Consider the following 14,233-nt stretch of genomic DNA (forward strand, 5'->3'; position numbering starts at 1 on the left):
GCTATGTTTGATGAGATTGAGTTTGACAAAATAAAGCGTTTGCCAAAATATGTCTTTGCTGCGATTAATGAGATTAAGCTTGAAATGCGTCGCAATAATGAAGATGTGATTGACTTCTCTATGGGGAATCCAGATGGTAAGACACCTGAACATATTATCCAAAAGCTTTGTGAAGCCGCACAAAAAGATAAGAATCAAGGCTATTCTGTAAGCCGTGGAATCTACAAGTTGCGTTTAGCCATTTGTAATTGGTATAAGCGGACTTATAGTGTGGATTTAGACCCAGAATCTGAAGCGTGTGTAACAATGGGGAGTAAAGAAGGCTATGTGCATTTAGTCCAAGCTATTGCAAATCCGGGCGATAATGCCATTGTAGCTGAACCTGCCTATCCTATTCATTATTATGCTTTTATTCTTAATGGGGCGAATGTCTCTACCTTTGGGCTTAAGTGGAATGATGAAATGGAGCTTGACGTGGAGGATTTTTTTGCCAATATTAAAAGGGTGCTAAAAGAAGTGATGCCCCGTCCAAAATTTGTTGTTGTGAATTTTCCGCATAATCCCACGACCATTGTCGTGTATAAGGAGTTTTATGAACGCTTAGTGGCTATGGCAAAGCAGGAGCGATTTTATATTATTTCAGATATTGCGTATGCCGAGCTTTGCTTTGATGGCTTTAAAACGCCAAGTATTTTAGAAATCCCCGGAGCTAAAGATGTAGCCGTTGAGAGCTACACGCTTAGCAAAACTTACAATATGGCAGGTTGGCGAGTGGGCTTTGTAGTGGGAAATAAGAAAATTATTGAAGCGTTGCAAAAGATTAAAAGTTGGATTGATTATGGAATCTACACGCCTTTGCAAATTGCCTCTACCATTGCCCTTGATGGTGATCAAAGCTGTGTGGAAGAGATAAGTGGTAAATATGAAAAGCGTATGGAAGTGCTGATTAAGAGCTTTAAAGAAGCAGGTTGGGAGATGAAAAAGCCAAAGGCAAGTATGTTTATTTGGGCGAAGTTGCCTGAATGTGTGGGCGATATGGGTAGCTTGGAATTTTCAAAAAGGCTTTTAAAGGAGGCAAAAATTGCTGTGAGTCCGGGTGTGGGCTTTGGGGATTATGGAGAAGGGTATGTGAGAATTGCGTTAATTGAAAATGAAAAGCGAATCCGCCAAGCCGCACGGAATCTCAAGGCGTTTTTGAAGCAATTTTCATAAGATTTTATTAAGATTCTAAGGATTATGTGATGTCAAAGCTTGTTTTGGGAATGGTTGGCTTTGGGGTTGTTGGCTCTAGTGTGTTAAAGGCAATTTTAGCAAATGGCGAGATTATTAATGCAAGGGCAGGGAAGCAGATAGTTTTAAAAAGTATTGTTGTGCGTGATAAAGCAAAGGCGGCAAAAAAACTTGCCGATATGAATGCAAATGTAGCCCTTAGCACGAATGTAGATGAGATTTTACAAGATAGTGAGATTGATGTTGTTATTGAGCTTATGGGCGGCGTGGAGTTTGCATACACAATAGCACAAAGAGCATTGAAAGCAAAAAAAGCTTTTATCACCGCGAATAAGGCAATGTTAGCCTATCATAGAAGCGATATTGCACCCCTTGCAAGTGGTTTGCCTGTGGGCTTTGAAGCAAGTGTGTGTGGTGGCATACCCATCATACGCGTTTTGAAAGATGGTTTAAGTGCTAATCATATTTTAGCAATCCGTGGGATTCTTAATGGCACAAGTAATTATATCTTAACCCAAATGCAGCAGTTTGGCAAAAACTTTGCTACCGCTCTCAAAGAAGCGCAGAATCTTGGCTATGCAGAAGCTGACCCTAGCCTTGATATTAATGGTGGCGATGCGGGGCATAAGCTTTTAATCCTTGCTTCCCTTGCGTATGGAATCCACGCTATGCCTGAAGATATATTGATTGAAGGTATTGCTGATATAACCCCTGATGATATGGAGTTTGCCAATGAATTTGGCTATGTGATTAAACTTCTAGGCATTGCTAAAAAGAATGATGAAGTGGAGCTACGCGTCCATCCAAGTATGATTAAAAAAGAATCTATGATTAGCAAAGTTGATGGCGTGATGAATGGCATTAGTGTGATAGGCGATTATGTAGGGGAGAGTATGTATTATGGAGCGGGAGCCGGAGGGGAAGCAACAGCAAGTTCGGTGATAAGTGATATTATCGCTATTGCTAGGGGAGAGAGTGCAGCAATGCTTGGCTTTAGCCGACCTTTGGAAGAGGGCAAATTGAAGCTGAAAGATAAAGGAGAGATTTACTCACGCTACTACATACGCCTTTATGTGAGAGATAAGCCCGGAGTACTAGGGCAGGTCTCGCAGATTCTAGGGAGGCATAATATTTCTATCGGTGCGTTTTTGCAAAAAGAGACAGATAAGAAAAATATCGCCACAATGCTATTTTCCACACATCATTGCTTTGAAAGAGAGATAAATCACGCATTGTGTGAGCTGGAGCAGATAGAATCCATTACCCAAAAGCCTTTCAAAATGCGGCTTGAAGATGAGTATGAGTAGGGTAAAGGGCAAAGAGGCAGAAGACAAGGCGTGTGTGTTTTTGCGTGAAAATGGCTTTGAAATTATAGAGCGGAACTTTTTTGCACGATATGGGGAGATTGACATTATCGCTCAAAAGAATGGAATCTTGCATTTTATTGAAGTCAAAAGTGCGAGTGTGGGGGCTAAAAGTGGCTTTGAGCCGATTTATAACATCACGCCAAGCAAGATTGAAAAGCTTATATCTACAATAGGATTCTATCTTTCAATGCAGAATCTCACGCAAGAATATTGCCTTGATGCCTTAATCATCAAGGGCGAACATATTGAGTTTGTAGAAAATATTACATTATGCTAAGGGCTGATGTATAGGTTGTTTTTTAGCACACGATATTTAATAAGTAAGAATAAATATTAATTTTATTGACAGCATATTTGAATCTAGTTACAATCACGCAAAATCATCAAGGAATTATAATGAAACAAATTACCATAGTATGCGTTGGGCAACCAAATGTTGGCAAAAGCTCACTTGTGAATAAGATTTGCGGTGTGCATTTAAAGGTGGGGAATTTCACAGGTGTTACGATTGAAAAAGCAGAGGCAAGGATTGAATATAAGGGCTATATTTTGCGGATTATTGACTTGCCCGGGACTTATGCTTTAAATGAATATTCTTTTGAGGAGCAGATAACAAAGCAGTTTTTGGAAACGCAAGAATATGATGTGATTTTAAATGTACTAGATTCTACAAATTTGGAGCGTTGTTTGTTGCTAACTACGCAACTTATGGAATTACAAAGCAAAATGTGCCTAGCACTCAATATGAGCGATGAGGCAAAAAAGGAGGGCATTGAGATTGATAGTGCGTTGCTTGGCGAGATTCTAGGTGTGGAATGTGTGAGTGTATCGGCGTTTTATGGAGAGAATCTAGAGACTTTGCTTGATAGGCTAATCCACATTGCTAATGAGCCTTTAGAGCCAAATAAGCGGGTGTATGCTGACTTTTTGGAAAATGAGATAAGCAAGGTTGAAGATTTTTTGAAGCAAAAGCATTATGAGGATATAGAGCGACTTTTGGCACTTAATCATAGGGGAGTGAGAAGTCTAAGGGATATTGCTATCAAGCTGCTTATGCAGGATAATTTTATTGCTAAAAGTTTGCACGATAAGGGCTGCTGGGTGGAGCTTAGTGAATTTGTCAATAAATGCACACAGCAGCTTTACAAGCAGTCTCAAAGTCAAAATGTGCAGGATATTTTTAATGATGATAGCATTAGCTTTGCAAAGGGTGCAAGTATGGAATCTAGCCGCACGAACGCTAAAAAACAGCTCTCTATCACACAAAGGCTTGATGCGATTTTGCTGAATACTTATCTTGGGATTCCTATTTTTTTGTTTTTGATGTGGTTTTTATTTCAGGTTACTTTTTATTTAGGCGAGTTTCCAAAGGTGTGGATTGAAGAGAGTATGGCGTCTTTTGGCGATTTGGTTCAAGGGTATATTGCTAATGAGTTTGTAGCGTCTTTGCTATCCGGTGGGATTATCGCTGGGGTTGGGGCGGTGCTTAGCTTTCTGCCTCATATTTTGATACTTTTTTGTGGGATTGTGCTGCTTGAAGGCACGGGATATATGGCGAGAGTGGCGTTTTTGCTTGATGGCTTTTTTCACAAGTTTGGGCTACACGGCAAGAGCTTTATCCCACTTGTTACGGGATTTGGCTGCTCTGTCCCGGCATATATGAGCACAAGAATGCTCAAAAATCGCAATGATAGAATGCTGACACTTTTTATTATTAATTTTATGAGTTGCGGGGCAAGGCTGCCTGTTTATACATTGTTTATCGGGGCGTTTTTCACTCCAAGTGTGGCGGGGAATGTGCTGTATGGAATCTATATTTTTGGGGCATTAGTAGGGCTATGTATGGCTAAGATTCTAAAACTTACAGCCTTTAGGGGAGATGATGAACCATTTGTAATGGAGATGCCAAAATATCGGCTACCGAGTATGCGTTTAATTGCCTTTAGTGTGTGGCAAAAGGCGGTAAGCTATGTCAAAAAGGCTGGGAGCTTTATACTTCTTGCTTCTGTGATTATTTGGGTGGGGACGCAGTTTCCACATAATGAGACTTTAGAGCAGCAGACAGATGAGGCGGTGAGCGCACTAGAATCTAAGATTGCGGAATTGGAGCAGCAAAGGGGTAAGGAAGAGTGTGTGCAGGAGTGGGAACATAGGAATGCTGATGGTAGTGCGGAATGGGGTGCTTCTGTTGTGATGTGTGAAGATGGGTATATAGACAGAAGCATAGAGTCTATACAAGATGAGATAGAAAATATTCAACATACTTATCAATCAAACAAGGTGGAGCAGAGCTATTTAGGACGGATAGGGAAGTTTATAGAGCCGATTTTCACACCTATGGATTTTGACTGGAAAATCTCTGTCTCACTTCTCAATGGGCTGTTGGCAAAGGAGACGATTATTTCAAGTATGGGTGTGCTGTATGCGTTGGGTGAGGATATTGATGAAAATAATGATATGCCTTTGCGTGAGATTTTACAAGAGCATATTAGCTTACCGAGTGCCATTGCTTTTATTTTGTTTATTATGTTTTATAATCCTTGTTTTGCGGCAAGCATTGTGTTTGGCAAGGAAGCGGGTGGAAAGCGGTTTATTGCGTATTTGTTTGTTTTTACAAGTGTGGTGTCGTATATTTTTGCCTTTGTGGGCTATAAGATTACGCAGCTGATTGTTGGGTAGGGTGTAGATTTCAAGTTTGAATCTACTCTAAAATTCGTGCGGAAAGGGCATATTTTCTTGACAAAAAAGCGATGTTATACTATAATTACGCCCTTTTAGCTTTATGTCGGGGCGTAGCGCAGTCTGGTTAGCGCACTTGGTTTGGGACCAAGGGGTCGAAGGTTCGAATCCTTTCGCCCCGACCACTTCTTCAATCTTTTTTATGGTGGGTGTAGCTCAGTTGGTTAGAGCATCAGGTTGTGGCTCTGAGGGTCGTGGGTTCGATCCCCATCACCCACCCCATAAGTTTCTTATTTTTTGCGTTCGTAGCTCAATTGGATAGAGCACCAGACTTCGGATCTGGGGGTTAGGGGTTCGACTCCCTTCGGGCGTACCACTTTCTTGATGTATTAGGTTTTGTTGATTCTTCTAATTCATGACTTGTAAAATTATCGAACCATTTGATATGTTAGTTTTTTTTGTAGATGGGCTTTTATCTCAAAATATGTGAAGTAAACGTTTGATTTTTCTTAAAATGCGAATTATAATAGGTTTTTTTAATGACCTTTCAAATATCTTGATTCTTGCAAGAGCAGTAGAAGATTCTACAATGGTGTCTGGGTAAATGATAGGAAACTTTGTGTTTATTATGTGAGAGTTGAAAATCCCTCCTTCTTCCCTGCAGTGTGTGCCGCTATTGTCAAAGCCGATCTGTTTAATATATGGAGTAGCCGGACAGAGTGTAAGGGCATTATGTTTGTAGGCAATGAGATAATTAAATATTGCCCAAGTTTTTATTTTACCTTTGTGGTTGGCAATGAGTTGTTGAAAATAATGCGGAGCATATCCATCAATATTGATATAATCAATGTCTTTTTTCGTAAAATTATTCAATGCCCATTGTATATCTCTTTTAAAATATTGCCATCTATTTACCCAAGTTGCCCAACCCCAGCAGTGTGGGGATCGCCAAAAATAGCAATCCCCCAAATCTTGCGTATCAATAGGATAGCTCCACGCAGAAACACTCCACACTTTCAATTCATTTTCATAGTGATTGAGGGCATCATTCATATAGTTTAAAAAAGCAGACGAGGTCACAATATCATCTTCAAGAATAATGGCTTTGTTGAAACGATAAATAATAGCATTTATGCCCTGAATAATAGAATCTGCCAAACCAAAATTTTCTTTTCTATAAATAATCTCAATTGAGGCAAATGGAGCGAGATTGTTTTGTTCTATTTCAAGTTCTTTAAGGATATTTCTTACTTCTTGAAAGCCTTCTTTTTTTTTAGGGTTTTCTCCATCAGCAAAAATAAAAAGCAAACTTTGTTTGGCTAATGTATTGGATTTTAGTGCTTCAAGTGTTTTGGATAGATGTATTGGGCGGTTGTAGGCAAAAAGTATAATAGGGGCAAGATCCACTATATCTCTCCTTGTGACACACTGCTACTATGTTTTGTGATTGTAGCAAGAAGATTGTCATAAAAATGTGGGCTTGTTATATTAGAAATATATAGATCAAGCTTTGCAAATTCCTCATTTTCGTCAAGCTTGTATGGAAAGCCTTTTTGGATTTTTTCTATAGCTTCTTGCAAATCTTGATAGGAAAAAATATGAAGCGTATTGCTTAAAAAGCGATAAGGACTAGAGTCAGAATCAAACATAATTATAGGCTTTTGAAAAGCAATTGATTCTAAACACACTGTTCCATTGAAGGTTGCAATGGCTTTTGAGTGAGCGATTAGGTCCTTTGAGCTTACTTGGAGCGACACAAGTATCGTGTTTGGCACAAGGGCGATGTGCTTGTAAAATTCAATATTTTTAAAAAAGGTAATATTGTGTAAAAAATAATCTGTGAGACTATCATTCATTAATAGCTGGTGAGGATGTTCTTTAACATAGAGTTTCCAGCCTTTTGGCAAAGCATTTGCTGTCATTTTAATAAGGGTAAGTTGTGCTTCAAGAGGTGCTCTACCAATAATGGCAGCCTCAGGCTCAAGATGGAGATTGAAATAGATAAAATTTTCATTGAGATCGGGTGTATGAGAGTGTCTTTTATAATATCTATGCATTTGCTTATGTTTAAGAAGTGAATAGAATTTTTGGAAGTAATTGTATTCTAAATTTAAAAAACGTCTTTTAAAGCTTAGGTTTTTCATACAAGAAATAAATTCCACAAGCATTGCTCCGCCAATTTTATAGAATAGGGCTTTAACTCTATCTTTTAAAGTCGTATTTGGATTTGTTGCGTGAGTATTATACAGATAAAAACATTGCTCCTTGATGGGATACTTTGGCTTGTTGAATGTATCAAAAGCTAAATTCTCGCGTGTATTATAATAAAAAAGTGCAACCCGACCATAAAGTTCTTCAAGTGTATATGATGGAATATTGCGTAGTTTTGCCAATCCAAATGGAATGAGATGGTGAGGTGTAGCAAGGATCATTTCTGCATTGAGAACAAATGCAATTTGGTAAGTTTCAAAAATCTCTGCAAAAAATGAGAGATATTGATAATACATATCTTTAGCGATAGGGTTATTGAGTATAACGCGATGAAGCATTGTTTCTATATCGATTTGAATAAACTTCATTTGCTTGATAAGATTATAGTCAATATGAGTGCAATGTTGAATTTCAAGGAGATTGAGATAGTTGAGCGTGTGGGTGATTCTGTGTGGATGGGATTCTAATAGGGTATTCGTTTTTGTATTGAATTCGCACACTAAAACAACTATATTAAAAGAGGTGTGCTTAAGAATATATTCTAATAAATTCCCATCTCTATCTAGCAGAATAATAGGTTTGCACATATGTCTGTTCTCCTTCAAAAGAATTAATATGGGTTTGTCATTGATTGGAACAACAAGGTAAATATGGGAGAAATAAACACTGCTATGTCATATTGTAGATTTTCTTTGGCAAGTATGGTCTTAGATACGGTGGACAACATTTATTTTTCCTTAAAAAACAATGTGTTAATTGTTTTGGCGAATAGCTTATAGTTCTGGGAGGATAAAAAAGAATATGTTTCAGTGTGATATATATTCTCCAAGTCGCTATTCCAGCATTCTACAACTACAACTTTTGGGCGGTATTTATCCCAGTTGTTTGATTTCAGCACCTCTAAATCAAGCCCCTCAACATCAACGCTCAAAAAATCAATATGGGTTTTTTGTGGCAGATACTCATCAAGGATAGATTCTAAACTCCGCACAGGCACAGGGATTTCATCAATCAAGTGGTAGAGTGGGTGATTATCATATTTTGTTTTTAAAATTGTGCTAAAGCCATTCAGGGCGGGTTCATTAAAACTATAATAAATCATACTGCCCCCCCCCCGTTAAAAGCTACACCACATTCAATATTAATATCCCTAGGGCGGAAACGATTGAAAAGTTTCATTGAGCCGGGCATAGCATCAATGTTAAGCCCACGCCAACCGACTTTATAAAATAAATAAGTATTTGAGAATCTGAATGGGTGATGAGCACCTACATCTACATAGAAGCCACTTTTAGCATATTCAAAAAGCTCACGCAAGATTAAATCTTCACCTTGTATGGCATAAGATTTGGTGTGAAAGCGTGTGATGTAGAGATTGTTTATATAAATGAGCCAAGCCCAAAGTTTATTTGGCAGGATTTTTTTAAGAAAGGACTTTACCATATTGTCCCCTCTTGACTGTGATGAGAATGAAGCAAAAAAGCAAAAAATAAAAGGATAGAATCCTTACTTTTGCCCCCCCCCCCATAAATATTTCCGCTAAAGTGCTTTCCAAAGTGCTTCTTGGAAATGCTTGAATAGCCGAGTTGGAAGAAAGATTGTAAATTGAGATATTGTTAAATATGCGTTGAATAGTGTGATATGAGCGTAAGATTTCAGAATCTACGCTTAACATCTCTGTGAGAGTGATTTTTGCAAAGTTAGATTCGGTTTGTTGCTCCTCATAAAAATGCTTATAGTCTATATAGAATTTATTATGAGAATCTACAAAATAGCCCTTAAACCAGTCATGATCGCAACCAAGCAAATAAATCTTTTTATAACCCATTGCAATACAACAAATAATAGATGGAATAAGGACATTGCAGTATGAAGGTAGGGCAATGGCTTTTGAAAATAAAAAGCGAGAGATAAAATCAAAGCCCTTAAATTTTGCTATACCAAAGGTTTGTAGTGTGATAAGGGGATTTTTGATGTGGATTTTATCTTTCCAAATATTCGGTACAAGGAGTTCAACAGGATAGGAAAGTTGTTCAAATGAATGATATAACTCCTGCACTTCTTTAGTTACACGCTCATAATCACTTTGTGCCATTATGTTATAAGTATCGCCAACAAAATACACAGAATCTAAGAGAATATGATATTTTGGGCGAATATCTTTGTGAATATTTTGAGTAATAGAATGATTCATCATAAGCGTATGACATTCTGAAAGCTCTGCGAGATATGGAGCTACATCATCTTTAAGGCTTGGACCATTGGCAAGAATGAAAATACTATGATTCTGTGGGGAAACTAATGAGGAAACAGTGGAGACAAAAGCCCTACCTCTAAAAAATGTCTGCAAAAAATAAGCACTGTGTAAAATATCTAAACATAGGGGTTTAAGCCGCATTAATCCCCCTTTGATGGGGGTAAAAAACTAGGACTAAATGAGCAAGAATAACATTTCTTTTATCAACTGCCCCCCCCCCGTTAAAAATAGAGAAGAGTGTGCTTCTTGGAAAGGCATCGATCATTGATATTGATGAAAGATTGGAAATTTGCGGAAAATTTTTGCCCAACATATCATAAGCTTTAAATGCTGCTGTAATACATTCCATATGAAATGACAGTGGATAGGGTGTGTAACACTTTTGGGCATCATTATGGTAATAATGTGTGTCAAGGCAATATACACGATTATCTGAATCTACACCAAGCTGCGTGTGCCAATTACTATCCGCTCCTAGAAGATAGATATGTTCATATTTCATTGTTATGGCACAAGACAATGCGGCAATGAGAACATTAATGCCACTAGGAATAGCGAAATTATGTCTATAAAGCCAGTTTTGGAAGCGGAAAAATGTATAAAGTTCCACAGCATTGAATGTTGCGATTTGAATATGTGGATTTGAAGGAGCGATTCCTTTGCCTGTGCGTGTTTTATAATAATGATAAGGAGCAAGAATTGTCATATCCCAATCAACCTGTTCCAAACTTTTATCTAACTCTTGCACACAAGCAGTAATAAATTTGTCTTCAGTGTCCTCTTCATCGGTGTAAAAGCCCCAGTATGCAGGGTCCATCAGCACATAATAGCGTGGCTTAATTTCTAAGGCGAGAGAATGCGTAATAGCCTGATTAACCATCATCACATCTTCATTTTTTAACTGCTCTATATGTGGAGGAACATCATTATTAAGGCTTGGACCATTACCAAGCACAAAAACCCTTTTACGCGTAGGGTGAAGCTTCCTAATTGATGGAGTAAATGTGCCATTTCTTATAAAGTTTTGCATATACCACAAAAAAGATGCACCTTTAATGGTACGTAATTTCAAGTTGCGTTTGAAGCTCATCACAGCCCCCAGCCGTCATCAACAACTAGAATCTGTCCGTTGATATACGCACTTGCATTGCTAAGTAAAAATACGAGTGTGCCACTTAAATCCTGTGGGTCAAGCATACCCTTGCTTGTGCAATGCCCCCTGTAACGCTCTAAAAAGCTCTGCGGTTGATTATCTAAGATTCCACCCGGGGCAATAGCATTAGCTCGGATTCCAGTGTTAGCAAGGTATTTTGCCATATAGCGTGTCATATGGCATACTCCAGCCTTGATGATGCTATACTCAACCGGACTATCCATTTGTGTGCCGATATAGGTATCAAACTTTGGGGCATACACACCTTGAATGCTGCTCATTGAGATGATATTCCCATAACCTTGTTGTTTAAAATATTTCGCAAATTGCTGTGAAGAGAGTAGATACCCGCCCATCTGCATATTCATATTCGCACAAAAATCATCATATTCCACTTCAAAAAAATTCTTTTTCCCCCACATTGCTGTGTGTGGATAGGCATTATTGACTAACGCATCAATTTTGCCAAAGCGGGAATGCAGTGTCGTTATAGCAGATTCTAAACTTGTTTTTGAAGTAATATCAAGCTCAATGCAAAAAATAGAATCTACATTCAAATGCTCATCTTTAAGGTTTTGGCAAATAGTATTTTTAGCAGCTTCAGCAGCAGCGAGATTAATATCCGCAATAACGCCAATCCCTCCGTGGCGGATAATAGCCTCTATAAAACCCCTACCGATAAGCCCAGCTCCACCTGTTACAACCACCACTTTATCTTTTAAAATCACTTGAATCCTTGAGAATAGTCTATTAAGATGAAATACTTTATGAAAGGGCGGAATTATAAATAAGAATATCTAATAAAAATCTTAAAGTATGCCCAAACTCCATTCCCAAGCAGTTTAATTAGAATCTTTAAGCTATAAGATTCTAAAAATGACTTACAAATTCTCACATTCTCACAATATGTTTTTTCCAAATGCCCTTGTAGAAAAGCAGTCCAAAAAGTCCCGCACGCAAGTATGTCTCGCAGCAAATAATGGCAAAAATATACACCACATTCACCTGAAAATATACGCATAGCCACATCGGCAAGATTCTAAGAATCCAAATGCTTCCCGTATTCACCCAAAGCGAAAGTTTTGTAGCCCCGCTCCCACGCAACGCCCCATCAAGCACAAAGATACAAATAAGCGGCACTTGAGAAAGCCCTACCGCCACAAGATAGGCAAATGAATAATCCACCACAGCAGATTTTGTGCTAAAAAGCATTGAAAGTTCCACCCCAAACACACATAGCCCAAGCCCCAAAATCCCCATAGTAACGCTAGAGATAAACAAAATTGTGCGGATAAATTCTTGTGCTATATCTAGTCTTTTTGCCCCTAGCATTTGCCCAACCAACGCCATTGCCGCCACTTGAAAGCCAAAGCCGGGCATAAGGATAAAGCTCTCCACCCTTGAGCCAATTTGGAATCCCGCAATCACTTCTAGCCCATAATCTGTCATAAACTTTGTGATAAGCACGAGTGAAAAGATAGTCAAAGCGCGTTCAATCCCTGAAGGCACCCCAAGCTTCAAGCCAAAAAATAACATTTTGACTTCAAAGCTAAGATTCAAGCGTAGATGTTTATGCACCCCACAGAGAATCCATAATAGCACAAAGCATTCAAGATAGGTAATTGTCATATTTGCAATGCCTGCTCCCATAATGCCAAGCGGTGGAATATGTAAAGATTCTACACCAAAAATCAATATATAATTAAGAGCGATATTTAAGCTTGTGGCGATGATTTTAATATAAAACACACTTTTTGTATCGCCAACTCCAGCTAGGGCGGAGATAAAGATTGTCTTAAGTAAAAAAGCAGGGATACCATAAAAAATAAAGCTAAGATAAAGCATTCCTAGCGTTTTTGTCTCCCCACCCACATTCATCCAGTCAAAATAAAATTCATTACTCAAATCGGCAAGAAAGTAAATAGGGATAGAAAAGAGAATCGCCCCAAAGCTCATTGTGCTTAGAATCTTGCTGAGTTTTGTGTAGCTTCTTTCCCCAAAGGCACGAGAGATTTGTGCGTTCGTGCCGACATAAAAAATGGTTGTGAGCGCGAATAAAAACATCCAGCAGCTCATACTTAGCCCCAAAGCCACGATATTGTGCTTTGTAATCTCTGCGTTATTTGAGATATGAGCGATAAAATACATTGCTATACTGATATTAGCAATATCAAGCAAAGAGTTCCCACCAGAGGGCAGAGCGATTTTTAGAATCTTACAAGTGCGTTGTTTAAAGCTATAAGTCATAGGCGTTTCTTATGGGGTTAGATTCTACTTTGGGCTTGTATTGTGCGATAAGCTGGGCGATATGTCTATACGCAGATTCTGCCCTTGTGTTTTCATAAATGTGAGAATGTAAAATCTCAAAGTGATTATGTGGGCTAAAAACCTGCTCCAACTCCCCCATATACAAGGCTTTATCGTGCTTTATGGAATGAGAATCTTTATCTATAAAAGTTTCAAAAAGCACGATTCCATTAGGATTAAGTGCGTTTATCATAGGCGTAAATTGCCTTCTATCAAGGAAGAAACTATTTAAAATCACATCATATTTTTGCGTTATGCTAAAGGTATCTAAATCAGCACAGATGGGCGTGATATGTGGAATATGTGAGAGATTTTCTAGGGCGACTTGAGATATATCCACACTCTCTACACAAAATCCAAGGGAGGCTAGAATCTTGCTGTGGCGCCCATTCCCACAAGCAATATCAAGGGCTTTGAGCCTTGTGTTTTGGGGGTGTTTTTTTGAATCTAAATGCTTTGAATCCGCTTTAATAGAAAAAATATCCTTTAGCACATCACAAGCTTTTATCACAAACGCACTAGGCTCACTTGGCATAAAGCCTTGCTTGTAGCGTTCATTCCACTTTATCGCATCTTCAAGCATTGTATGGAAACAGAATCTAGATATTTATGCAAGTGAGGGGAATTTAAGCTTTGCCCCGCCAAGTATGTGTAAATGCAAATGTGGCACTTCCTGTCCGCCATCAACGCCGATATTTGTGATGATTCTATATCCACTCTTATCAAGCCCCACTTTTTTTACAACCTCTTGTGCAAAGCCACAAAGCTCCCCTAAAAGCTTAGAATCCGCACAATCAAAGTCCTTTATGCAAACTTTTGGAATAGCTAAAATATGCACCGGAGCTTTTGGAGCAATATCATAAAAGGCTAAAAACTTCTCATTTTCAAGCACTTTTTTGCTTGGAAGCTCCCCACTTACAATCTTTTCAAAAATCGTTTTTTCCGCCATTTTTTCTCCTTTTTGCTAAAAAGTAGGGATTTACTCCCTTAAGATTCACAATGCCCCACAAGATAAAATTTTGTAGCAAA

At 38.5% G+C, this 14,233-nt stretch carries 14 protein-coding genes and 3 tRNA genes; 7 read left to right on the forward strand and 10 right to left on the reverse strand.

The features are described from left to right. The first annotated feature begins 3 nt into the window (after positions 1-3). The 7 genes from LS74_RS05035 (at position 4) to LS74_RS05065 (ending at position 5,652) form a co-directional block, all read left to right on the forward strand. On the forward strand, positions 4-1,212 hold the full coding sequence (locus LS74_RS05035; protein WP_138128872.1) for an LL-diaminopimelate aminotransferase: 1,209 nt from the start codon (positions 4-6) through the stop codon (positions 1,210-1,212). A 26-nt stretch (positions 1,213-1,238) separates the two neighbouring features. Continuing rightward, the gene (locus LS74_RS05040; RefSeq protein ID WP_201274708.1) at positions 1,239-2,537 is read left to right on the forward strand and encodes a homoserine dehydrogenase; all 1,299 of its coding nucleotides are present in this window, start codon (positions 1,239-1,241) and stop codon (positions 2,535-2,537) included. Next, complete coding sequence (locus LS74_RS05045; RefSeq protein ID WP_034588458.1) at positions 2,530-2,874, forward strand: YraN family protein; 345 nt, start codon at positions 2,530-2,532, stop codon at positions 2,872-2,874. The genes LS74_RS05040 and LS74_RS05045 overlap by 8 nt, the downstream gene beginning before the upstream one ends. A gap of 119 nt (positions 2,875-2,993) precedes the next feature. Then, positions 2,994-5,276, forward strand: coding sequence for a ferrous iron transport protein B (gene feoB, locus LS74_RS05050; RefSeq protein WP_034588448.1), 2,283 nt, complete (start codon positions 2,994-2,996; stop codon positions 5,274-5,276). A 107-nt stretch (positions 5,277-5,383) separates the two neighbouring features. Then, positions 5,384-5,461: transfer RNA gene (locus LS74_RS05055), tRNA-Pro, on the forward strand. Positions 5,462-5,481: 20 nt separating this feature from the next. Beyond that, positions 5,482-5,558 (forward strand) — tRNA-His (locus LS74_RS05060). A gap of 17 nt (positions 5,559-5,575) precedes the next feature. Next, positions 5,576-5,652, forward strand: a tRNA-Arg gene (locus tag LS74_RS05065). A gap of 101 nt (positions 5,653-5,753) precedes the next feature. Here the strand turns inward: LS74_RS05065 and LS74_RS05070 are convergent. The 10 genes from LS74_RS05070 to LS74_RS05110 all read right to left on the reverse strand — a co-directional run bounded on the left by LS74_RS05070 (position 5,754) and on the right by LS74_RS05110 (position 14,153). Next, positions 5,754-6,683 carry a glycosyltransferase family protein gene (locus LS74_RS05070; RefSeq protein ID WP_052086479.1) on the reverse strand — a complete coding sequence of 310 codons (930 nt, stop codon included), beginning with the start codon at positions 6,681-6,683 and terminating at the stop codon, positions 5,754-5,756. Further along, a complete protein-coding gene (locus LS74_RS05075; protein WP_034588454.1) occupies positions 6,683-8,074 on the reverse strand; it encodes a hypothetical protein in 1,392 nt (463 codons plus the stop codon). Before LS74_RS05075 ends, LS74_RS05070 begins: the two co-directional genes overlap by 1 nt. Before the next feature lie 140 nt (positions 8,075-8,214). After that, positions 8,215-8,589 carry an FkbM family methyltransferase gene (locus tag LS74_RS11295; RefSeq protein WP_236096811.1) on the reverse strand — a complete coding sequence of 125 codons (375 nt, stop codon included), beginning with the start codon at positions 8,587-8,589 and terminating at the stop codon, positions 8,215-8,217. Further along, entirely contained in the window at positions 8,586-8,930 is a 345-nt protein-coding gene (locus LS74_RS11300; RefSeq protein WP_233705415.1) for an FkbM family methyltransferase, read from the reverse strand. Before LS74_RS11300 ends, LS74_RS11295 begins: the two co-directional genes overlap by 4 nt. After that, complete coding sequence (locus tag LS74_RS05085; protein ID WP_034588679.1) at positions 8,911-9,885, reverse strand: hypothetical protein; 975 nt, start codon at positions 9,883-9,885, stop codon at positions 8,911-8,913. Before LS74_RS05085 ends, LS74_RS11300 begins: the two co-directional genes overlap by 20 nt. Beyond that, complete coding sequence (locus LS74_RS05090; protein WP_236096826.1) at positions 9,875-10,774, reverse strand: 6-hydroxymethylpterin diphosphokinase MptE-like protein; 900 nt, start codon at positions 10,772-10,774, stop codon at positions 9,875-9,877. The genes LS74_RS05085 and LS74_RS05090 overlap by 11 nt, the downstream gene beginning before the upstream one ends. Before the next feature lie 59 nt (positions 10,775-10,833). Beyond that, positions 10,834-11,625, reverse strand: a complete 792-nt coding sequence (locus LS74_RS05095; protein ID WP_034588680.1) for an oxidoreductase — start codon at positions 11,623-11,625, stop codon at positions 10,834-10,836. A gap of 163 nt (positions 11,626-11,788) precedes the next feature. Next, a complete protein-coding gene (locus LS74_RS05100) occupies positions 11,789-13,144 on the reverse strand; it encodes an MATE family efflux transporter (RefSeq protein ID WP_034588682.1) in 1,356 nt (451 codons plus the stop codon). Further along, the gene (locus tag LS74_RS05105; protein ID WP_034588685.1) at positions 13,134-13,787 is read right to left on the reverse strand and encodes a class I SAM-dependent methyltransferase; all 654 of its coding nucleotides are present in this window, start codon (positions 13,785-13,787) and stop codon (positions 13,134-13,136) included. The genes LS74_RS05100 and LS74_RS05105 overlap by 11 nt, the downstream gene beginning before the upstream one ends. A 24-nt stretch (positions 13,788-13,811) precedes the next feature. Then, positions 13,812-14,153: a histidine triad nucleotide-binding protein gene (locus LS74_RS05110; protein ID WP_034588849.1), complete on the reverse strand. Its 342-nt coding sequence runs from the start codon at positions 14,151-14,153 to the stop codon at positions 13,812-13,814. Between the last annotated feature and the right edge of the window lie 80 nt (positions 14,154-14,233).

Origin of the sequence: Helicobacter magdeburgensis (genome assembly GCF_000765825.2) — a bacterium.
Taxonomy (GTDB): domain Bacteria; phylum Campylobacterota; class Campylobacteria; order Campylobacterales; family Helicobacteraceae; genus Helicobacter_C; species Helicobacter_C magdeburgensis.